18 protein-coding genes are annotated in these 21,970 nt (G+C 66.2%); 3 read left to right on the top strand and 15 right to left on the bottom strand.

The window, feature by feature from the left end; genetic code table 11:
• Positions 1-344: 344 nt before the first annotated feature.
• Positions 345-1,757, top strand: a complete 1,413-nt coding sequence (locus ACSAGD_RS02230; protein WP_437584100.1) for a L,D-transpeptidase family protein — start codon at positions 345-347, stop codon at positions 1,755-1,757.
• A 9-nt stretch (positions 1,758-1,766) separates the two neighbouring features.
• Here ACSAGD_RS02230 and ACSAGD_RS02225 read toward each other — a convergent pair whose 3' ends face one another.
• The 9 genes from ACSAGD_RS02225 to ACSAGD_RS02185 all read right to left on the bottom strand — a co-directional run bounded on the left by ACSAGD_RS02225 (position 1,767) and on the right by ACSAGD_RS02185 (position 12,189).
• Positions 1,767-2,885: a LacI family DNA-binding transcriptional regulator gene (locus ACSAGD_RS02225; RefSeq protein WP_437584099.1), complete on the bottom strand. Its 1,119-nt coding sequence runs from the start codon at positions 2,883-2,885 to the stop codon at positions 1,767-1,769.
• A gap of 60 nt (positions 2,886-2,945) precedes the next feature.
• Entirely contained in the window at positions 2,946-3,995 is a 1,050-nt protein-coding gene (yjfF, locus tag ACSAGD_RS02220) for a galactofuranose ABC transporter, permease protein YjfF (protein WP_437584098.1), read from the bottom strand.
• On the bottom strand, positions 3,992-5,026 hold the full coding sequence (locus ACSAGD_RS02215) for an ABC transporter permease (RefSeq protein WP_437584097.1): 1,035 nt from the start codon (positions 5,024-5,026) through the stop codon (positions 3,992-3,994). Before ACSAGD_RS02215 ends, yjfF begins: the two co-directional genes overlap by 4 nt.
• On the bottom strand, positions 5,023-6,567 hold the full coding sequence (locus tag ACSAGD_RS02210; protein WP_437584096.1) for a sugar ABC transporter ATP-binding protein: 1,545 nt from the start codon (positions 6,565-6,567) through the stop codon (positions 5,023-5,025). The genes ACSAGD_RS02215 and ACSAGD_RS02210 overlap by 4 nt, the downstream gene beginning before the upstream one ends.
• 57 nt (positions 6,568-6,624) lie before the next feature.
• Entirely contained in the window at positions 6,625-7,605 is a 981-nt protein-coding gene (locus ACSAGD_RS02205; RefSeq protein ID WP_437584095.1) for an ABC transporter substrate-binding protein, read from the bottom strand.
• Positions 7,606-7,901: 296 nt separating this feature from the next.
• Entirely contained in the window at positions 7,902-8,699 is a 798-nt protein-coding gene (locus tag ACSAGD_RS02200) for an ABC transporter ATP-binding protein (RefSeq protein ID WP_437584094.1), read from the bottom strand.
• 37 nt (positions 8,700-8,736) lie between these two features.
• Positions 8,737-9,765 carry an ABC transporter substrate-binding protein gene (locus ACSAGD_RS02195; RefSeq protein WP_437584093.1) on the bottom strand — a complete coding sequence of 343 codons (1,029 nt, stop codon included), beginning with the start codon at positions 9,763-9,765 and terminating at the stop codon, positions 8,737-8,739.
• A 27-nt stretch (positions 9,766-9,792) separates the two neighbouring features.
• A complete protein-coding gene (locus tag ACSAGD_RS02190; protein ID WP_437584092.1) occupies positions 9,793-10,650 on the bottom strand; it encodes an ABC transporter permease in 858 nt (285 codons plus the stop codon).
• Positions 10,651-10,812: 162 nt separating this feature from the next.
• Positions 10,813-12,189: an MFS transporter gene (locus ACSAGD_RS02185; RefSeq protein WP_437584091.1), complete on the bottom strand. Its 1,377-nt coding sequence runs from the start codon at positions 12,187-12,189 to the stop codon at positions 10,813-10,815.
• A gap of 58 nt (positions 12,190-12,247) precedes the next feature.
• Here ACSAGD_RS02185 and soxR point away from each other — a divergent pair, with 58 nt between their 5' ends.
• Complete coding sequence (gene soxR / locus ACSAGD_RS02180; protein ID WP_437584090.1) at positions 12,248-12,727, top strand: redox-sensitive transcriptional activator SoxR; 480 nt, start codon at positions 12,248-12,250, stop codon at positions 12,725-12,727.
• A gap of 21 nt (positions 12,728-12,748) precedes the next feature.
• Here the strand turns inward: soxR and ACSAGD_RS02175 are convergent, their stop codons facing one another.
• The 6 genes from ACSAGD_RS02175 to ACSAGD_RS02150 all read right to left on the bottom strand — a co-directional run bounded on the left by ACSAGD_RS02175 (position 12,749) and on the right by ACSAGD_RS02150 (position 20,677).
• Positions 12,749-13,912, bottom strand: coding sequence for a cystathionine gamma-synthase (locus ACSAGD_RS02175; protein ID WP_437584089.1), 1,164 nt, complete (start codon positions 13,910-13,912; stop codon positions 12,749-12,751).
• A 24-nt stretch (positions 13,913-13,936) separates the two neighbouring features.
• On the bottom strand, positions 13,937-15,301 hold the full coding sequence (locus tag ACSAGD_RS02170) for a cystathionine beta-synthase (RefSeq protein WP_437584088.1): 1,365 nt from the start codon (positions 15,299-15,301) through the stop codon (positions 13,937-13,939).
• 70 nt (positions 15,302-15,371) lie between these two features.
• Positions 15,372-17,240: an ABC transporter ATP-binding protein gene (locus ACSAGD_RS02165; protein ID WP_437584087.1), complete on the bottom strand. Its 1,869-nt coding sequence runs from the start codon at positions 17,238-17,240 to the stop codon at positions 15,372-15,374.
• Between the two features lie 64 nt (positions 17,241-17,304).
• On the bottom strand, positions 17,305-18,285 hold the full coding sequence (locus ACSAGD_RS02160) for a carbohydrate ABC transporter permease (RefSeq protein WP_437584086.1): 981 nt from the start codon (positions 18,283-18,285) through the stop codon (positions 17,305-17,307).
• Positions 18,282-19,253, bottom strand: a complete 972-nt coding sequence (locus tag ACSAGD_RS02155) for a carbohydrate ABC transporter permease (protein ID WP_437584085.1) — start codon at positions 19,251-19,253, stop codon at positions 18,282-18,284. The genes ACSAGD_RS02160 and ACSAGD_RS02155 overlap by 4 nt, the downstream gene beginning before the upstream one ends.
• A 74-nt stretch (positions 19,254-19,327) precedes the next feature.
• The gene (locus tag ACSAGD_RS02150; RefSeq protein ID WP_437584084.1) at positions 19,328-20,677 is read right to left on the bottom strand and encodes an ABC transporter substrate-binding protein; all 1,350 of its coding nucleotides are present in this window, start codon (positions 20,675-20,677) and stop codon (positions 19,328-19,330) included.
• 288 nt (positions 20,678-20,965) lie between these two features.
• Here ACSAGD_RS02150 and ACSAGD_RS02145 point away from each other — a divergent pair, with 288 nt between their 5' ends.
• Complete coding sequence (locus ACSAGD_RS02145; RefSeq protein ID WP_437584083.1) at positions 20,966-21,970, top strand: LacI family DNA-binding transcriptional regulator; 1,005 nt, start codon at positions 20,966-20,968, stop codon at positions 21,968-21,970.

Here is a 21,970-nt window from a genome sequence, read left to right as displayed (position 1 = left end):
GATTCGTCGGGAGGGCGCACCGGCAGTCCGCGCACTCCACACAGGTCTAGTGGTCGTCGCGGAACGGGTGCCGGGCTCGGCTGTCGTTCCCGGCCGCGAGGCGACCGTTGAGTCGAAGGTAGTTCAGCTGGAGAGGCTGTGGACGTTTGTGTCGCACTATTTCTGCGTGATTACGCAGTATTACCGAAGTTCTTTCGCCAGCCGCCGGGAAGGCGGTATGGCGGTGATTGCGCCTGCCGCAATTGTGTTCACTTCGTGATACTCGTTACGCACGTGCGCAAGGGTTCTCTATTACCATAGGTGGACACAGTGCGTCGACATCTCGACGCCTTCCGGGGGAAAGTATGGCCAAGACGACAGAGAAGACTGCCGTATCAACGATCGACGCGCAGAAGAAGCTTCCAGCGGCGAAGAGACGCTCGAAGAAGCATCTGGGCTGGTGGTTCGGCGTGCCCGGCGGCCTGGTCGTGGCCGCCGCGACCGCAGCATCCGTTCTTCTCATCGCACCGGGCGTGAGCGCCGCCGGCATCAGCGTCGGCTGGCACACCCCCGACCTCGCCACGGAGGCCATCGAGGCGCATCTCGCCAAGACGAAGGTCGAGATCGAGAACGGTTCCGACAGCGTGACGCTGACCGGTGCCGAGCTGGGCCTGACCGTCGACTCGGACGCGATCGCGCGCGCCGCGCACGATGACCGCCCGATGTGGAACGTCACCACCTGGAACTCCGGCGCCGTCCCCGTTCATGTCTCGGTCGACGCTGACAAGGCGATCGACGCACTGCGCGAAGCTGAGCCCGACGTCTTCACCACACCCGTCAACGCCGAGGTCGCGTACGACAAGAAAGCCGTCTCCTTCACCGTCGTCGACGCGCTCGTGGGTACGGGCCTCGACTTCGAGGCGCTGGCCGACAGCATCTCGTCGGCGCTCAACGAGGCGACCGACTCGATCACGGTGACCGGAACCTACAACGACGTGCAGCCGCCCGTCACGACCGCCGACGCGACGGCGAAGGCCGACGAGCTGAACACGCTCATCGCGGGCGCGGGATTCTCCATCGACGGCGAGATGGCGGTACCGGTCGACGCGAAGACCGCAGCCTCGTGGATCACAGTCCATAACGGCGACGAGCTCATCACCGTGACCGCGGACGAGAGCGCGATCCAGAAGGTCGTCGACACGCTTCCCGAGAAGGTCAACCGCGAGAAGGTCAACGAGGAGATCGTGACCAACAAGGCGGGCGACCACCTGCGCACGATTCAAGAGGGCCAAGACGGCTGGAAGCTCGACTCCACCGACGGCGTCGCCGCGGCCTACGCCGAGCAGATCGCGAACGGAAACGGCGTCTTCGAGCTGAGCGCGAGCGTCGACGCAGCAGAGTCAGTGGAGCTGTATCGGTGGATCGAGGTCGACAAGAGCGCCGGCAAGACGATCCTCTACGAGAACGACAAGGTCGTGGCGACCTATGCCGTCGCGATCGGCAAGCCCGGCACACCGACGCACGAGGGCCGTTACACCGTGAACGCCCAGCTGACCATTCAGGACATGGGCTGCGTTCCCGGTTACGACTACTGCACCGAGGACGTCCCCTGGGTGAGCTACTTCAACGGCGACCAGGCTTTCCACGGCACGTACTGGCACAATAACTTCGGCGCCGGGGCGATGATGAGCCATGGATGCGTCAACATGACGATCGAAGCGGCCAAGGCGGTCTACTACTTCGCGCAGATCGGCACCGAGGTGTGGGTGCACGCCTGACCTGACGCGTCAGGAGCGCGCGGACGACTTCGTGCTCGCGCCGGGCGCACCGGAGGACGGCGAGATGCTCGCCGCCGACTCGCGGACGATGAGCCGCGGCACTGCCGATGCGTCGGGCGCCGGGGCATCGTCGGAGAGCTGAGCGAGCACGGTCGCCATGACGTCACGCCCGAGCGTGACGAAGTCCTGCCTGATGCTCGTGAGCGGCGGAGCGAAGTGCGCCGCCTCGGGAATGTCGTCGAACCCGACGACCGAGAAGCCGTCCGGGACGCTCACTCCCGCCTCGCGCAGACCGTGGATGACGCCGAGCGCCATCTGATCGTTGCCGACGAAGACCGCAGTCGCCCCAGACTCCGCAAGCTCTTTGCCGTGGCCGTAACCGCTGCTCGGAGACCAGTCTCCGGTCAGCACGCTGCCCGCGACGAGCCCCCTGTCGGAGAGTTCGTCGCGCCAGCCCCGGACGCGTTCCGCGGCCTCGAGCGAGTGGTCCGGACCGGAGACGTGGCGGATGTCAGTGTGACCGAGCTCCGCGAGGTAGGCGACTGCCGCGCGGGCGCCCGCGTAGTGGTCGATCGCGATGCCGGCCGCAGTACCCGACACTCGCGGCGCGACGACCACGAGCGGAACGCCGAACTCCTCATGAGAGAGTGCCTCGATGTGACTGGAGGTCGCCGCGATGAGCACAAGCGCCTCGACGTTCTGGCGAAGCAGGAGCTCCGCTGCGGCGCGCAGCCCCGCGGCATCCGCATCGAGCATGCTCACGATGCTCACCGCATAGCGAGCCTCGCGCGCCGCCTCGTTGAAGTAGAGCATGGTGCTCGACGGCCCGTAGTCCGGACCGCCCGTCTGAATGAGCCCGATCGTGCGGGAGCGCCGTGTGACGAGTGCTCGAGCAGCCTGCGACGGCGTATAGCGCAGCTGAGCGATCGCCCGCTCGACGCGCTCCTTCGTCGCAGGACGCACGTTGGGCAGATCGTTGAGCACGCGCGAGACCGTCTGATGCGAGACCCCCGCGAGCCGCGCCACGTCGAAGATCGTGGCGGCTCGGGCTTTGCCCTCGTCAGCGGCTACCACGTCCTTCGTGTCCCCTCGCTCCGTGAACTGATGACCGCATCCGGCACGCGGCACGCCTCCTCAGAATAGCGCCGGGACAGGGGCACCGGGGTCGCCCGGTGCCCCTCCCCCCGTTCAGGCACGGCGCATCGTGAGGAACTTCTGCAGCACGATGAAGATCAGCAGCAGGGCGCCGATGAAGATCTTCGTCCACCAGGAGGTGAGCGTGCCGTCGAAGGTGATGAGCGTCTGGATGGTGCCGAGGACGAACACGCCGAGGACCGACCCGAGGACCGATCCGTAACCGCCGGTGAGCAGCGTGCCGCCGATGACGACCGCGGCGATCGCGTCGAGCTCGGTGCCGACCGCCGTGAGGGCGTAGCCGGAGAGCGTGTAGAAGGTGTACAGCACGCCCGCGAGACCCGAGCAGAACCCTGCGACCGCGTAGACGATCACCTTGGTGCGCGCGACGGGCAGGCCCATCAGCACGCTCGACTGCTCGGAGCCGCCGATCGCGTAGACCGTGCGCCCGAAGCGCGTGTACCGCAGCACCAGCACCGCGGCCACCACGACGACGATCGCCACGATGACGCTCGGCGTGATGCTGAGCCCCGCGAATCGCAGACGCGTCTGCCCCATCGCTGTGAAGAACGGCGTGTCGATCGAGATCGACCGAGCGCTGATCACGTAGCAGAGGCCGCGGGCGAAGAACATCGCCGCGAGCGTCGCGATGAACGGCTGGATGTCGAAGTAGTGCACCATCACGCCGACGACGAGGCCGAGCACCGTCGTCGAGACGAGGATGATCGGGATGATCATGCTCGGCGGCCAGCCGGACTCCGCGAGCGAGGCCGCCATCATCGTCGCGAGAGCGAGCACGGCCCCGACCGACAGGTCGATTCCGCCGGTCAGGATGACGAACGTCATGCCCACCGCGAGCACGACCAGGTGCGCATTGTCGATCAGCAGGTTGAACACGATCTGCGGGTTGTTGAACCCGCGGTACTGCGACATCCCGTAGAGGAACATGCCGACCAGCAGCACACCCGTGACCGTCACGGGGCCGTACTTCGGGCTCGTGAAGAGATCGCGGATGCCGCGCCAGCCGCGCGACGCCCAGGAGGTCGGCGCCGGAGCACTCGGTGTCGGAGGAGCATCCTGCCGTGGCTTGCGTGTGAGCGTCATGATGGCACCACCTCCGCGGTGCGAGCCCGGCGCCGTCGCCAGGCCGAGAGGTACTCAGCGGTCTTGGGTGACTGCAGAAGACACACGATGGTGACGACGGCGGCCTTGAAGACCATAGTCACGATCGGCGGGATGCCCACCGTGTAGACGGTCGTGACGAGCGTCTGGATGACAAGCGCTCCGACGACCGTTCCCCACAGGGAGTAGCGGCCGCCCATGAGCGAGGTTCCCCCGATCACGACCGCGAGGATCGCGTCGAGCTCAATGAACAGGCCCGTGTTGTTCGCGTCGGCGGCGGTCTGGCTGCTCGTGAGGATGAGCCCTGCCACGGCGGCCGTCAGCGCGCAGAACACGTATACGAGGATGAGCAGGCCGCGCGCCCGGATGCCGGTCATGCGGCTCGCCTTCGGGTTGATGCCCGTCGACTCGATGAACATGCCGAGCGCCGTCCGGCGGGTGAGGAGCCCCGCGAACGCGACCGTGATCGCGGCGATGACGACGGCGACCGGCACGCCGAAGATGACGCCGGAGCCGAGGTAGCGGAACGAGGCACTCGAGACGGTGATGATCTGCCCCTCGGTGATGAGCATCGCGATGCCGCGCCCGGCGGTCATCAGAATGAGCGTCGCGACGATGGGTTGGATGCCGATGACGGCGACGAGCGCCCCGTTCCAGACCCCGAGCACGAGCGACACGGCGATCGCGGTTCCGATCGCGACGAGCGTGGTCGAGACGCTGTCGGGGTTCGGGGAGCCGAGGATGATCGCGGCGGCGACGGCACCGGCGATCGCACACACGGAACCGACCGACAGGTCGATGCCCTGAGTGGCGATCACGAGAGTCATGCCGACGGCGATCATGAGCGTCGGCGAGCCGTTGCGGAGGATGTCCACGACGCTCCCGTACAGCGCACCCTCACGGATCTGGATCGTGAAGAACCCGGGGAACGCGATGACGTCGATGATCGCGAGGATGACGAGCATCGCGATCGGCCAGAACAGGCGCGACGAGACGATCTTCTTGAGCGTCATGATGCTTCCTTTTCTGCGGTGCCGCCGTCTGCGATGACGGCGAGCACATCGTCTGTTGTGAGGCTGTCGTTGTCGAGCACCGCGACGAGACGACGGTCGCGCATGACGGCGACACGGTGGCTCAGTCGCATGACCTCCTCGAGTTCGGCCGAGATGTACACAACACCCATGCCGTTCTCGGCGAGGTTGACGACGAGCTTCTGGATCTCGGCCTTCGCGCCGACGTCGATGCCGCGCGTCGGCTCGTCAAGCACGAGCAGCCGGGGTGCGATCGCGAGCCAGCGCGCGAGCAGCACCTTCTGTTGGTTTCCGCCCGAGAGCGTGCGCACGAGAGCGTCCGGGTTCGTTGGGCGGATGCCGAGCGTGCTGATGTAGCTGTCGACGAGTTCGTCCTTGCGCTTCTTCGAGAGCGGCCGGAACCAGCCGCGGTCGGCCTGCAGAGCGAGCACGATGTTGTCGCGGATGCTGAGATCGCCGAGGATTCCTTCGGACCGGCGGTCCTCGCTCGCGTAGACCACGCGATCGCGGAGCGCGCGCCGTGGGGTGCGGAACTTGACCGGGCGTCCGCCGAAGCGGATCGTGCCGCTGTCGGGTCGGTCGATTCCGGTGAGCAGGCGCGCCAGCTCGGTGCGGCCCGAGCCGAGCAGTCCGGCGAAGCCCATCACCTCGCCCTGGCGGACGCTGATGTCTGCGGGCCGCACGGAGCCGCGTTTGCCGAGGCCCTCCGTCTCGATGATGTTCGGCACATCGGCATCCTGAGTCTCATCGGCGTCTTCTGACGCGCGCCGCTCGATCGCGTCGAGCACCGTGATCTCCTTGCCGATCATCTTCTGCACGAGATCGATGCGCAGCAGTTCGTCGGTCAGATACTCGCCCTCAAAACGTCCGTTTCTCAGCACCGTGAGCCGGTCGGAGATGTCGTACACCTGGTCGAGGAAGTGCGAGACGAAGAGGATCGCCACGCCGTCGTCACGCAGCGAGCGGATGATGCGGAACAGCTCGCGCACCTCGTCCGCGTCGAGACTCGATGTGGGCTCATCGAGGATGAGCACCTTGGCGTTGATGCTCGTGGCGCGCGCGATGGCGATGAGCTGCTGGACCGCGAGCGAATGTGAGTTCAGCAGCGAGCCGGGGTCGATATCGAGGCCCATCCGCTCGAGCACCTCGGCCGCGGAGGCCCGTAGCGCCTTCCAGTCGATTCGCCCGCCGCGGCGCGGCTCGCGCCCGAGACCGATGTTCTCGGCGACGGTGAGGTTCGGCAGGAGGTTCACCTCCTGGTAGACGGTCGAGATGCCGCCGTCCTGCGCTTGTGCTGTCGAGGCGAAGGAGACCCGTTCACCGTCGACGCGAATCTCGCCGGCATCCTCGCGGTACACCCCCGTCAACACTTTGATGAGGGTCGATTTGCCGGCCCCGTTCTCGCCCATGAGCGAGTGCACCTCGCCCGGGAACATCCGGAAGCTCACGCCATCGAGCGCCTTGACGCCGGGGAAGGTGATGGACACGTCCCGCATCTCGACGATCGGAGTCTTGTCGTTCATCGTGTTCTCTCCTGCAGAGACGTCACGTGCCGGGCCCGTGGGCCCGGCACGCTCCGATCAGTACTGGCGGTCGGGCAGAGCCTCTTTGGCTTCTTCCTGCGTGAACGTGGTCTCTTCCGTGACCACGCGCTTCTCGACCTCTTCGCCGTTCGCAACCTTCTTCACAAGCTCGACGAGCTGGTCGCCGAGAAGCGGGTTGCACTCCACGATGAAGTTGATCTTGCCGTCGGCGAGTGCCTGCATGCCGTCCTTGACGGCATCCACGGTGATGATCTTGATGTCCTCACCGGGCGTCAGGCCGGCCTCTTCGATCGCCTCGATCGCGCCGAGACCCATGTCGTCGTTGTGCGAGTAGATCACGTCGACGTCGGGGTTCGACTTCAGCAGAGCCTCTGTGACCTGCTTGCCGCCGGCACGAGTGAAGTCACCCGTCTGCGAGGCGACGATCTCGAACTTCGACTCGCCCTCGATCACGTCGGCGAAGCCCTGCGCACGGTCGATTGCGGGAGCCGCGCCCGTCGTGCCCTCGAGCTGGATGATCTTGACGTCGTCATCGGAGTCCTTGTACTCCTCGACGAGCCAGTCACCGGCTTTCTTGCCCTCCTCCACGAAGTCGCTGCCGAGGAAGCTCTCGTACAGTGACTCATCTTCGGAGTCCACCGCGCGGTCGGTCAGGATCACAGGGATGCCGGCATCCTTCGCCTCCTGCAGCACGGCGTCCCAGCCCGACTCCACGACCGGCGAGAACGCAATCACGTCGACACCCTGCTGGATGTACGAGCGGATCGCCTTGATCTGGTTCTCCTGCTTCTGCTGGGCGTCGGAGAATTTCAGTTCGATGCCCGCCTCTTTGAACGCACGCTTGACGTCCTTCGTGTTGGCGGTGCGCCATCCACTCTCGGCGCCGACCTGGGCGAAGCCGACGATGAGATCTTCAGCGGATTTCTCGCCCCCATCTCCCGACGAGCCCGCTGAGCAGCCCGACAGGGCGAGCAGCAGGGCACCGGCGGCGGCGAGTCCGGTCACCAATTTCTTCACACTAAACCTCCTTGTTCAGCCGCGGCCATGCCAGCCGCTTCTGCATCGATGTGAGCGTTATCAATGCTTGTCCGAAATGTTAGCGCTCACAATCAGCAATACTCAAGTCCCCGATTATCACGAAGCGGTAACGGCAACTTCCGCGTGATTCCGGGGATGCGGCACCTTCGGGGGCTTTTGTGAGCGTGCACATTCGCGTTCACATGAACTCTCTCACTGCACTGCCGGTGTGCACGCTCACACAGAAAACGGCGGGCGCCGGCCGAAGCCGACGCCCGCCGTCGCGGGTCCGCGTATCAGTCCGCGTGCGCGGTGGAGCCGAGCAGCTCCCGCACGCGACTCGAGACCCTGTGGAACTCCCCCGTCTCAAGCACGTTCGCGTAATCCCTCTCTGTCGGGAGGTCGACGCTGTGCTCCTCGACGATCCGCCCCGGCCGCGGGCTCATCACGACGACGCGCGTCGCGAGATACACCGCCTCCGCCACGGAGTGCGTCACGAGCAGCACGGTCGTGCCGGTCTCCCGCCAGATTCTGTTGAGCTCGACGTTCATCTTCTCGCGGGTCAGAGCGTCCAGCGCACCGAACGGCTCGTCCATGAGCAGAACGTCGGGCTCGTGCAGCAGCGCGCGACAGAGCGACACACGCTGCTGCATTCCCCCCGACAGCTCGTGCGGCAGCGCCTTCTCGAAGCCCGAAAGGCCCGTCATCTCGATGAGATAGTCCGCCCTCTTCTGGGCGTGCCGCATATCCATGCCGCGCATCTCAGCCTGCAGCAGGATGTTGCCTCGCACGTTGCGCCACTCGAGCAGTGCCGCGCGCTGGAACACATAGCCGATGTCCTGACGAGGCGCTGAGACGCTCTCGCCCTTCAGCTGGATGGACCCGCGGCTCGGCGTCGTGAGCCCCGCGATCGCCTTGAGAAGCGTGGACTTGCCGCATCCTGACGGCCCGGCGATCGAGATGAACTCGCCTCGCCTGACGTCCAGATCGACGTTCTCCAGTGCGCTCACGCGCCCGCGCTTCGAAGCGAACGTGACGGAGACATCCGACACCGTGACCGCCGTCGACGGTGTAGCGCTCTGACTCTCGCTCATGGGCGTCCCCTCCTGAAGTGTGACCATCGGCTTATCCTCATCCCTTCGGTGCGAATGACGGATCGAAGTAGGTGTCCTTGTCCGTTCCGCTGGCAATCAGCTCCGCCTCCGACAGCACGGTGATCGTGGCCTCCCAGTCCTCGTCGGCGTTCACGCCGGGTGCTTCACCCTCGGTGGCATCGGTGTGGAGAAGCTTGATGGTCTCCTTCCACTGGTTCTCGAGAACCTCCTGGCTCGGCAGCTGAGGGTCCTTCCCCTCCATCGAGGCCACCGCCGCGTCCGGGTCTTCCACCGCTGCGGCGAAGGCCTCCGAGGTCGCGGCGACCATTGCGGAGACGAGGTCCGGGTCGTTCGTGATCGTCTCGTCCGGAGCGATCAGCCCGTTGCTGTAGAAGTTCAGTCCCGCGTCGGCGTAGCGCAGGTAGGTGACATCCTTGCCGCTCTTCTCAGCGATCGTCGGCCCCTGGTCGTGCGCGAAGCCGATGAGCCCGTCGACCTGGCCGGAGAGCATCGCGGCGATCTTGCCGGCGGCGTCGAGGTTCTGCTGCTTGACGTCGCTCTCCGTGAGGCCGACGGCCTCGAGGTAGGCGGGGAACGTTGTCGTCGGCGCGTCACCGGCGGAGACGGCGATCGTCTTGCCCTTGAGGTCCTCGGGCGATTCGATGCCGGAGTCCGAGAAGACCTGAACCGCAGAGGGTGTGGTCTGGAGGAAGACTCCGACGCTCTTGATGCCGACGCCCTTGTCGATGTTCGCAAGGACGGCGGGGGTGTCGGCCCAGCCGAAGTCGACCTGCTGCTGGCCGACGGCCTGTGCGGTCTTCGTCGAGCCCTGCCCGGCCTTGATCGTCAGATCGATGCCGTGCTTCTCGAAGATCCCCTGGTCGACACCGTAGTAGAACGGCGCGTGCTCACCATATGGGTACCAGTTGAGCATGAGCGTGACCGCGGTCGTGCCGCCGTCGCCGCCATCTCCCGATTCGGCGCCCTCTCCGCTGCAGCCCGCGAGAACCAGGGCGGATGCCGCGACAGCGGCGACGAGCGCGAGTGCTTTCTTTGGCTTCTTCATCGAAACCCCTTCTTTCTGGAATGTGATCTAGAGGCGAACGGTCGAGGCTCCGAGGTCACGCTTCGATGCGTGCCACGGAATGAGGAACTTCTCGGCGATCTGGATGATCCCGAACAGCAGCACGCCCATGAGGGACATGATGATCAGAGCGGCGAACAGCATCGCGGTGTCGAGGTTTCCGTTGGCCTGGAGGATGACGTATCCGAGACCCTCGTTGGCTCCGACGAACTCGCCGACGACCGCTCCCGTCACGGCGAGAGTCGCAGCGACCTTCAGACCGGAGAGCAGCTCGGGCAGCGCGGCAGGCAGACGAACCTTCGCGAACGTCTTGAACCGGTTGGCGCCCATTGTCGAGGTGAGCTGCAGAATCTCGGGGTCGACCGAGCGAAGTCCGGCGAGCCCGGAGATGACCACCGGGAAGAACGCCATGAGCACGGCGACGAGGATCTTCGGCGCGGCGCCGAAGCCGAGCCACACGATGAACAGCGGCGCGATCGCGATCTTCGGAACGACCTGTGCGAACAGGATCACCGGGTACAGCGTCTTCTCGAGTCCGCCCGAGTAGACCATGACGACGGCGACGGCGAGTCCGATCACGATCGCGATGACGAAGCCGACGATCGTCTCGTAGGTCGTGACCCACGTGTGCTGCGCGAGATACGGCACGTTGTCGGCCATCGCGTTCCACGTGTCCGCGGGAGACGGAATGATGTAGGGCTTCACCCAACCGAGCTCGGTGACAACCCACCAGAGGATCAGCACCGCGAAGACGAAGACGATGGGGTGCCAGCTGCGAGCCCACCACCGGGCGAATGCGTTGGGCTGCCTGCCCTGCTCAGCCAGTGCCATGACCTCGGTTGCCGGGGGCGACGAAAGGGCCGACATCTCTACCTCTCCCTCATCATTGAGAGTCCTGTGGGAACGTGTGGGAAAGCGCATTCCCAATTGCGATTGATCGTACGTTGTCCCAACTCGGAATGTCAATTCACCCCGGAATGCTCTCCAGCGCCAGGCGACCGAGTCAGGCGGCCAAGTCAGGCCGCCGCGTCAGGCGACAGGCTCGACGATGCGGCGCGCTCCGCGCGGAGCGATGAGGACGGATGCCACGGCGAGCAGCGCCGCGAGCGCGAAGACCGCCACGAGCGGAGCCTCGGGGAATGCCGCGAAGAGCAGCCCGGTCACCGACAGCGCTGTGCCGCCCCCGATGACATCGGAGATGTTGAGCGCCGAGCTGTTGAAGCCCTGGTTCTCGGGCGTCGAGTACGCGAACATCAGAATCGACATGCGCGGCATCATGAGGCCCATACCCGCGCCCCCGAACAGCCAGCCGGCGACGGTCACCACGGGCGCAAGGTCGAACGCGGCCGTGACGAACGCCGCGACGATCGCGATCGTGATGAAGACCGTTCCCACCCGCAGGAAGGTCACGTGCTCCGCCCGCTCCCCGATGCGTCCTTGGACCGCCGAAGCGATCGACCAGCTGAGCGCGCCGACGGTGAGCACGAGCCCGGCGGCCGACGGACGGAAGCCGTAGTTCTCGGTCAGCATGAACGGCAGGTAGACCTCGGTCGCGACGAACGCGCCGGCGGCGACGCCGCGCAGCGAGATGACCGCGGGCAGACCGCGCTGAAGCCGTAGGGTGCCCGCGGGCAGAAGCGGTCGCACCGCGATGAGCGTCACGGTGATGGATGCCGCCGCGAGCAGCCACTCGACGCCCGTCGCCTCTCCGGAGACGGCGAGCACAAGAACCGCGAGGGCGGCGAGCGCCGACCACCCCAGCTTGGCGGCGCCGCCGGGCGCGGCATCCTCATTCACCTGCGATTCGACGTGGCGCAGCGAGGGAACGACGAGCGCGAGCGCGGGAATGACGAGCACCACGACACCGAGAAAGACCCAGTGCCAACTGATGAACTCGGCGACGAGCCCCGCAACGAAGGGTCCGACGAGCGACGGCACGACCCACGCGGCCGCGAAGGCGGCGAACAGCGCCGGCTGCAGTCGCTCGGGGTACATGCGCGCGACGACCACGTAGATCGCGACGATCAGCCCTCCGGCGCCGAGCCCCTGCACCAGGCGGCCGAGCACGAAGACGAGCATCGTGGTCGCCGTTCCCGAGATGACGAGGGATGCCGTGAACGTGGCGACGCACGCGTAGAGCGGCAGTGCAGGTCCGCGACGGTCTGAGATGAGACCGGACCAGACCATTCCGATGATGCCCGTCGCAAGCGGCCCCGAGAAGGCGATCGCGTAGAGCGACCGCCCGTCGAGATCGTCGCTCACAACGGGCATCACGGTCGTGACGGCAAGCGATTCGAACGCGCTGAGAAAGATGAGGGCGACCGTTCCTATCGTCACCCAGCGATATCTACTCTTCAGGATTCCGGAAGCCCCACCCTGCTCGGCGCGGGTTCTCTCGCTGCTCACACCGCAACTCTAGAACCTCAACTATAGTTGAGGTCAAGCGACGTCGGAGGAGGCCCTCATGCCGCAGATTCCCGGGGGAAAACACCACGATCTGACGATCGGCGAACTGTCACGGCGCAGCGGCGTCGCGGCATCCGCTCTGCACTTCTACGAGCGCAACGGGCTCATCACCGCCGAGCGAACGCCGGGCAACCAGCGGCGCTATCGGCGCGACACGCTGAGGCGCGTCGCGTTCATCCGAACCTCGCAGCGCGTCGGCATGTCGCTCGCCGACATTCGGGCCGCGCTCGACTCGCTGCCCGACGGTCGCACTCCGACGAAGCGTGACTGGGCCCGGCTCTCGGCGCGCTGGCGCGAGCGTCTCGACGAGCGCATCGCGGCGCTCCAGCACCTGCGCAACGACCTCGACGGCTGCATCGGCTGCGGCTGCCTCAGCCTCAAGAGGTGCGCACTTCAGAACCCCGACGACGCGCTCGGCACCGACGGCGCTGGACCGCGCCGCTGGCCCGACGTCGCCGAACCGGAGACGATCGACTAGCAGCGTCCCGAAGGCCGCCGGTCAGCGCTTCTTCGCCGAGCGGCCGAGCGCGCTCTCGACGTCGCCGAGCAGATCGTCGACCTCTTCGATGCCGACCGAGAGCCGCACGACGTTCTCGGGCACGGCGAGCGCGGTGCCCGCGACGGAGGCGTGCGTCATCTCGCTCGGGTAGTTGACGAGCGACTCGACCCCGCCGAGCGACTCCGCGAGTGTGAACACGCGCAGGCTCTCCGTGAAGCGCCGCGCCTGCCGCTCTCCACCGGCGAAGGCGACCGAGAGCATGCCGCCGAACCGCGACATCTGCTGCGCGGCGAGCGCGTGCCCCGGGTGGTCCTCGAGACCCGGATAATAGACCCGCTCGACACCCGGGCGCCCGTCGAGGAACTCTGCGATCTTCTGCGCGTTCGCCGAGTGACGCTCCATGCGCACGTCGAGCGTCTTGATGCCGCGGGACGTGAGGTACGCGTCGAACGGACTCGACACGGCCCCGGCCGCGAACTGCAGAAAACGGACCTTCTCGAACAGCGCGTCGTCGCTCGTGACGACCGCTCCCCCGATGACGTCGGAGTGCCCGCCGAGGTACTTCGTCGTCGAGTGCACGACGACGTCGGCCCCGAGCGCGAGCGGCAGCTGCAGGGCGGGAGTGGCGAAGGTGTTGTCGACGACGACCGTCAGCCCCGCGGCGTGGCCGATCTCGGCGAGCTCCGCGATGTCGGTGATCTTCATGAGCGGGTTCGACGGCGTCTCGCACCACAGCACCCGGGACTCCGGCCGCACCGCGCTCTGCACCTCGCGCAGGTTGCCCTGGTCGACGACGGAGTGCTCGACGCCCCAGTCCGCGAAGATGCTCGCGAGCAGGCGGTAGGTGCCGCCGTACACGTCGTTTCCGATGATCACGTGGTCGCCGGGTCGCAGGATGCCGCGCAGCAGGGCGTCCTCCGCGGCAAGTCCCGACGAGAACGAGAGCGCGTGCGTCGCCCCCTCGATCGCGGCGAGCTGCTCCTCGAGAGCGGACCGCGTGGGGTTGCCCGCGCGGCCGTACTCGAATCCGCGGCGCAGCTGCCCGATGGCATCCTGTTTGTGCGTCGACGTGAGGTGGATGGGCGGAATGACCGCTCCGGTCTCGGGGTCGGCGCTCTGACCCGCGTGGATGGCGCGCGTGGAGAATCCTGGTGTCGAGGTCATGGTGGTCCTTCCGATCGGCTGCGGCTAGGCGCTGAGGTAGGTGAGGAGGTCTTGTCGGGTGAGCACCCCGGCGGGTTTGCCGTCGCGGGTGACGAGGTAGGCATCGGATGCCGCGAGCGCTTCACGTGCCGCGGCGACGGTCTCGCCGGCTCCGATGATCGGCAGCGAGTCGCCGGTCACCGTGCTGACGGCATCCGCCATGCTGCTCTGCCCCGTGAACACGCGCTCGAGCAGGTCACTCTCGACGACCGCGCCCGCGACCTCGCCCATCACGACGGGCGGTTCGGTTGTGAGCACGGGCAGCTGCGAAACACCGTGCTCCGTCATGATCTGAATCGCGTCGGCCACAGTGTCGGACGGATGCGCGTGCAGCAGCGCCGGGATGCTGCCGCTCTTCGCGGCGAGGACGTCACCGACCGTGTGTTCATCGGCATCGTCGAGGAAGCCGTAGGAGCGCATCCAGGAATCGTTGAAGATCTTGCCGAGGTACCCGCGTCCGCCGTCGGGCAGAAGCACGACCACGACTGCGTCGGCGGGGAGGGATGCCGCGGCCTTCAGCGCCGCGACGACGGCCATGCCGCTCGAGCCGCCGACCAGCAGGCCCTCCTCGCGGGCGAGGCGCCGCGTCATCGCGAACGACTCGGCGTCGCTCACCGCGATGACCTCGTCGACGACGCTCGGGTCGTAGGCGCCCGGCCAGAAGTCCTCGCCGACGCCCTCCACAAGGTATGGACGGCCGCTTCCGCCGGAGTACACCGAGCCCTCCGGATCCGCCCCGACGATGCGCACGCCGCCGTCGGAGACCTCACGCAGGTAGCGCCCCGTTCCGGTGATTGTGCCGCCGGTGCCGACACCCGCGACGAAGTGCGTCAGCGCCCCCTCGGTGTCGCGCCAGATCTCGGGCCCCGTCGTCTCGTAGTGGCTCTGCGGGCCCGCCTGGTTGAAGTACTGGTTGGGCTTGAACGCGCCGGGGATCTCACGGGCGAGACGATCGGAGACCGAATAGTACGACTCCGGGTCCTCGGGCGCGACGGAGGTCGGCGTCACGACGATCTCGGCGCCGTACGCGGTGAGCACGTTCCGCTTGTCCTCTCCCACCTTGTCCGGCAGCACGAAGACGCATCGGTAGCCTCGCTGCTGCGCGATGAGTGCGAGGCCGACGCCCGTATTGCCCGAGGTCGGCTCGACGATGGTTCCGCCGGGCTTCAGATCGCCCGCGGCCTCGGCGGCGTCGATGATTCGCTCCGCGATGCGGTCCTTCGAGGAGCCGCCCGGATTGAGGTACTCGACCTTGACGAGCACGGTCGCGTCGATGCCCTCGGTCACGCGGTTCAGCTTGACCAGGGGCGTGTCGCCGATCAGGTCTGTGATGGAAGAGGCGTACGTCACACGGCATCCGTTCGTGAGTGGTGGGTCGTCACGTCGAGCCTAGACCGCGTGGCCGAACGACGCTCGGATGCTACGAGGCATCCCCTCCGCCGATCTGTTCGCGGTACATCCGCGCGTACACCCCGCCGATCTCGAGCAGCTCGGCGTGCGTGCCCTGCTCGACGATGCGGCCGCCGTCGATGACGAAGATACGATCGGCGCCGATGACCGTGGAGAGCCGGTGGGCGATCGCGATCGTCGTGCGGCCCTGGGATGCCGCGTCGAGAGCGTGCTGCACAACGCGCTCCGAGATCGTGTCGAGCGCGCTCGTCGCCTCGTCGAGCAGCATGACGGCGGGGTCCTTCAGCAGCACGCGCGCGATCGCGATGCGCTGCTTCTCGCCGCCCGAGAGTCGGTAGCCGCGCTCCCCCACGACGGTCGCGTAGCCGCCGGGGAAGGACGCGATCGTGTCGTGGATGTTCGCGCCGCGCGCGGCGGCCTCGAGCTCGGCATCCGTCGCATCGGGCTTCGCATAGCGCAGGTTCTCTGCGATGGTCGCGTGGAACAGATACGTCTCCTGGCTCACCACTCCGACGTGATCGACGAGCGAGGCCTGGCGCAGGCTCCGCACGTTCTGCCCCGCGAACTCGACGCTGCCTGCCGTCGCGTCGTAGAGCCGCGGCACGAGGTACGAGATCGTCGTCTTGCCCGCTCCGGAGGGGCCGACGAACGCGGCGAACTCACCGGGACGGATGCTGAAAGACACGTCGTCCAGTGTGGGACGTGACTCCTCCGCGGCATCCGGATAGCGAAACGAGACGCTCCGGAACCTGACGCTTCCCACGGGCCCCGGTGCCTCTGCCACATCAATCGCGTCGGGAGCCTCGACGATCGCGGGCCGCAGGTCGAGGTACTCGAAGATGCGCGCGAACAGTGCCCCGGAGGTCTGCAGGTCGAGGGCGACGCGCATCAGGCTCGTGAGCGGGAACAGGAGACGCGACTGCACGGTCGTGAACGCCACGATCGCGCCGGGCGTGATGTCGCCGAAGCCCTGGCCGATGAGCACGCCGGCCGCGAGGTAGACGATCGCAGGAATCGACGACATGAAGATGTTCACGAGCGCGAAGAAACCCTGACCGCTCATCGTCTGGCGCACCTGCAACGCGATCTGCGTGCGGTTCGCCTCGCGGTAGCGCTCCGTCTCGGCTCGCTGCATGCTGAAGCTCTTCGACAGGAAGATGCCCGATACGCTCAGGGTCTCCTGAGTGATCGCCGTCATGTCCGACAGGGACTCCTGCGCCTGCCCTGCGATGCGCGCTCGCACCTGCCCGACGCGACGCTGCACGAACACCAGAATCGGCATGAGCACGATCGCGATCACGGTGAGCGGCCAGCTGATGAGCACCATCGCCACGAACGCCGCGATGACGTTGACGGTGTTGCCGAGCACGCTCGACACCGTGTTCGTGACGGCGTTCGCGACCCCGCCGACGTCGTTCTGCAGCCGTGACTGGATGACGCCTGTCTTCGTCCGGGTGAAGAAGCTGAGGTCCATGGCCTGCAGACGCTCGAAGAGGGTGACGCGCAGCTGCCCCATGACGCTGTTTCCGACCGAGGAGGTGAGGTAGCTCTGCCACACGCCGAGCCCGGCCGAGATGATGTACAGCCCGATCATGACGGCGACGATGGCGCTGAGAGCCGACATGTTCGGCCCGCCCTCGGGCGGGAACAGCCCGACGTCGAACGCGCTCTCCACGAGCAGCGGCGGGATGACCGAGATCGCCGCGGTCACGAGAACGACCGTGATGGTCAGCACGATGGACCATCTGTATGGACGGAAGAGCCCCAGCGTGCGCCGAAGCAGATGCGGAATCTCGGGGGCGCTCGCGTTCTGCTGCTTGAGCGCGGCGTAGTCGGCGCGCACCGCTCCCCCGACGCCACGGCCACCGCGCATGCTCATGCTCTCACCCTAAACAGGATGAGAGCATGAGCGGATGCCGCGCTGGCGATGTTCGCGCTGGGCGTCACCCCTTGGTCGATCCGGCCAGCAGGCCGCGCACGAAGTACCGCTGCAGACTGAAGAACACGATGAGTGGAACGATGAGCGAGACGAAGGCGGATGCCGTCAGACGCTGCCAGTCCTGACCGCGCGTTCCCGTCAGCTCGGCGAGCCTCTGAGTCAGCGGCGCGACGTCCTGGGTGCCGCCCGAGAAGATCAGCGCCACGAGCAGGTCGTTCCAGACCCAGAGGAACTGGAAGATCGCGACCGAAGCGAGCGCCGGCATGGCGAGCGGGATGATGATGCGGAAGAAGATCTGCCCGTGGCTCGCACCGTCGACGCGCGCCGCCTCGATGACGTCGCTCGGGATCTCCGAGATGAAGTTGTGCAGCAGGAAGATCACGAGCGGCAGACCGAAGATCGTGTGCGCCACCCAGATCGGCAGATAGCTCTGCTCCGGAATCATCGGGATGATGTCGTGGATTCCAGCCTGAATCGGACGGAGCAGCTGCACCGAGAGCTGCAGCAGCGGCAGAAGCGCCATCTGCAGGGGAACGATCTGCAGCGCGAACACGAAGATGAACAGCCAGTTCGAGCCCTTGAACCGCACCCAGGCGAACACGTACGCCGCCATGGCTCCGATCACGAGCGGAAAGACCGTTCCCGGAATCGCGATCGCGAGCGAGTTGGCGAAGTAGGCGCCGAGCTGCGGCGATGACAGGGATGCCGACAGCAGCACTTCCTGGTAGTTCTCGAGCGTGAACCCGGGGTTCTGGAAGATCGTCCACCAGCCGGTGGTCTGCAGCAGCTCCTTGGGCCGGAACGACGACAGGAACAGCCCGAATGTCGGGATCGTCCAGACGACCGCGATGATGAGGGCGATCACGCTCGCTGTGCGCGAGGTGAGACGCTTCTTGACCCGCTTGCTCGCGCCCTGGTCGAACGAGCCTGTGCCGAGCACCTCTGCTCGGGTCTCGGCCGCGGGGGTCGTGGGTGTCGAACTCATCGGATCTCCCTCTGCTTCTTCAGCACACGGATGTTGTAGATGACGATCGGCAGCACCATGACGAAGAGCACGAGCGCGAGAGCGGAGCCTCGGCCGGGCTCGTTGGCGCGGAACGCCTGCGTGTACATCTCATTGGCGATGACGCTCGTGCCGAAGTTGCCGGCCGTCATCGTGCGCACGATGTCGAAGACCTTGAGCGTCGCGATCGAGATCGTCGTCACGACGACGACGAGGGCTCCGCGGATGCCGGGGAGCGTGACGTTCGTGAACCGCTGCCACGCGTTCGTGCCGTCGAGCTCCGCGGCTTCGAGCTGATCGGTCGGTATCGCCTTGATCGCGGCGGAGAGCACGACCATCGCGAAACCGGTCTGGATCCAGATCATGACGATGATCAGGAGGAAGGTGTTGATGGGGTTCGACTGCAGCCACTGCACCGGCTCGCCGCCGAACCAGACGACGATCTGGTTCAGGAGGCCGATCTGCTCGCGGCCGCCGGACCGATAGTCGTAGACGAACTTCCAGATGACGCCCGCGCCGACGAACGAGATCGCCATCGGCATGAAGACGAGCGCCTTGTAGATCTTCTCCCCACGCGACTTGTCGATGAAGACGGCGTAGGCCAGCCCCACGACGGTCGACACGGTCGGCACGAGGAGCACCCAGATGACCGTGTTCACGAGCGTCTGGATGATGTCGGGCTGCGTGAACATCCACACGAAGTTGTCGAGCCCGTTCCACTCGCCGTTTCTGTTCGTGAACGACAGCAGCGTCGTACGGACGGCGGGATAGATGAGGCCGAGCGAGAGCAGGATCATCGCGGGGGCGAGGAAGCCGAGGATCTGCCACACATCTTTGCCGCGCTTCGGGGCGCGGTCGAGCAGGAAGAGCAGAACCCCGATCACAGCGGCGAAGATCGCCAGCCCTCCGATGAGCTGGACGATCTTGCCGATGAGGTCAGCGGTCGTCATGGAGTGCGCCTTTCGTCATCGAGTGGATCGGAGACGGGGCCACGGCTGTGGCCCCGTCTCCGCCTGGGGGAGTGTCAGCTGCTGGGCCAGCTGGACTCGATGGTGTCGGTCACGGCCTGGGAGTCCTTGCCGTTGAGCCACTCGATGATTCCCGTCCAGAAGGACGAGGCGCCGACGGCGCTCGGCATCAGGTCAGATCCGTCGAAGCGGAACACCGTGTCGGGGTCCTGCAGGATCTTGATGCTGTCCTTGAGGATCTCGCTCTGTGCGTTCTCGGGGTCGAGACCCTTGTTCGCACTGATGACGCCACCGAGCGAGACGCGCTTGTTCGCCCATGTGTCGCTCGACAGGTAGGCGCGGACTGCTTCGACCGCCTCGTCGTCGCGGAACGCCACGACGAGCTCGCCACCGCCGGTCACGGCCTGACCGCTGTCGGCCTCCACGGGCGGCATGAGGAAGGCGAAGACGTCACCGTCCGGCGCGACCTTGGTGCCCTCCGGCCAGAAGCCTTCGTAGAAGGAGGCCTGGTGGTGCAGCGAGCACTCGCCGTCGAGGATCGGCAGACCCGCGTCGCCGAACGCCGTCGAGATGACGCTCGAGACGTCTCCGAGACCGCCGTTCACCATGTCGGGGTTCTTCAGGTACTCACCGGCAGCGTCGAACGCCTTCACGATCGCCGGGTCGTTGAACGGGATCTCGTGGGTGACCCACTGGTCGTACACGTCCGGGCCGGACTGACGAAGCACGAAGTCCTCGATCCAGTCGGTGCCGGGCCAACCGCTCGCTTCGCCGGACTCCATGCCCGCACACCACGGCTTGTGGTCGCCGTCCGATGCGATCTGCTCGCTCAGCTCCTTGAGTTCGTCGAGGGTCGTCGGGATCTCATAGCCCTTCTCCTCGAACTCGCTCGGTGAGTACCAGATGTAACCCTTGACGCTCGCCATGAGGGGCGCAGCGTAGAACTCGTCGTCGAAGGTTCCGTAGCCCTTCCAGTCCTCAGACCAGAACTCGTCGACGTTCTTCTCGACGGCCTCGGACGCAGGGATCAGGTAGCCGCCCTCGGCAAGCGTCTGGAAGAGTCCCGGCTGCGGAACGATGCCGATGTCCGGCGCGTTCTTGGCCTTCGCCTGCACGACGATCTGGGTCTCGAACTCCTGTGTTCCCTGATAGCTGATCTGAATGCCGGTGCAGGTCTGGAAGTCCTGCCAGGTCTTGTTCATGAGGTCAGCCTCGGTGTCGACGATGGTGCCGCCGATCGTGACCTTCTCGTTCTCGAATGTGCCGTACGCCTCATACGGCGAGCAGTCGACATCGTCCTTGTTCTGAGCAGCGATGTCGCCCGTGCACCCCGTCAGGGCGAGGCCGGCGACACCGGCGAATGCGATCGGGATGAGAATGCGCCTGCCGCGCGGTGTGAATCTCATCGTTGTCCTCCTCGTTGAGTGATGCAGGCGGGCGCGTGGCGCACCCGAAACCGTCCGGAACCGGTTCCAGTTGCCAACCTAGTTGGGCTTCAGAAAACCCACAAGTGCCGCAACATTACAAATGGATATCCTCGAAAAACCGAACCCTGGTCAAATGAGAGCGCTTTCACAATATGGGACCGGTTCCAGATCCGAAGAAACTGCGGTACTGTCACTCCAGGCAGCGGCGTTGCTGGAGCGGAACGCGGCTGTGACGGCATCCTCTCTCTCGCTCCGCCGGAGGCGATCATGACGGGCATCTCAGACGTCGCACAGCTCGCCGGAGTCTCGAAATCGACGGCAAGCCGAGCGCTCTCGGGCAGCGGCTACGTCTCGGCCGACACACGTCAGAGGGTGATGGATGCCGCCGAGAGGCTCGGCTACGTCGCCTCTCCCAACGCCGCGAGCCTCGTCACCGGTCGCACCAAGAACATCGGCGTGATGATCCCCTTCATCTCGCGCTGGTTCTTCGGCCAGGTGCTCGAGGGCGTCGAGACGGCCCTGCGTGCCCGCGGCTACGACATGACGCTGTACAACGTTCACCCCGGCGAGAGCAGCAGCGACGTCTTCACGTACTTTCTCGCACGACGCCGCTTCGACGGCATCATTGCGATCGCCGTCGAACCGGCCGAGTCCGACATGGCTCTGCTGCGCAAGCTCGACAAACCCATCGTCGGCATCGGCGGTTCCATTCCCGGCGTCGCCTCGATCGCCATCGACGACGTCGCGATCGCGCGTCTCGCGACTGAGCACCTGCTCGAGCTCGGGCACACGAACATCGTGCACCTCGGCGGGCTCTCGAGCGAGGCATCCGACTTCTCCGTTCCTCGCAATCGCCGTGCGGGATTCCTGGCCGCGGTCACCGACGCGGGGCTTCCTGAGGGCCGTGTGCTCGAGTCGGAGATGAGCATTCCGGGCGGCTACGAGGTGACCGCGAACGCTCTGAGCGACACGAGGAACCGCCCCACCGCGATCTTCGCCGCGAGCGACGAGCTGGCAATCGGCGCGATCATCGCCGCGCGCCGCCTCGGCATCGCGGTGCCGTCGCGGCTCAGCGTCGTCGGGATCGACGGACACGAGTGTGCCGAGATGTTCTCACTCACGACGATCGAGCAGACGCCGCGCGAACAGGGCGAGGCAGCCGTGACGACACTGGTGGATGCCGTCGAGGCCGACGAACTGCCCGTGCCAGGAGTGAGCTTCCACCCGATCACCCTGCGCGTCCGCAACTCGACGGCCATCGCACCGAGCTGA

The sequence above is a fragment of the Paramicrobacterium salitolerans genome (genome assembly GCF_051513965.1).
GTDB lineage: Bacteria > Actinomycetota > Actinomycetes > Actinomycetales > Microbacteriaceae > Paramicrobacterium.
Note: the sequence above shows the minus strand (reverse complement) of the source record. Positions and strands in the feature narration are given on the sequence as shown.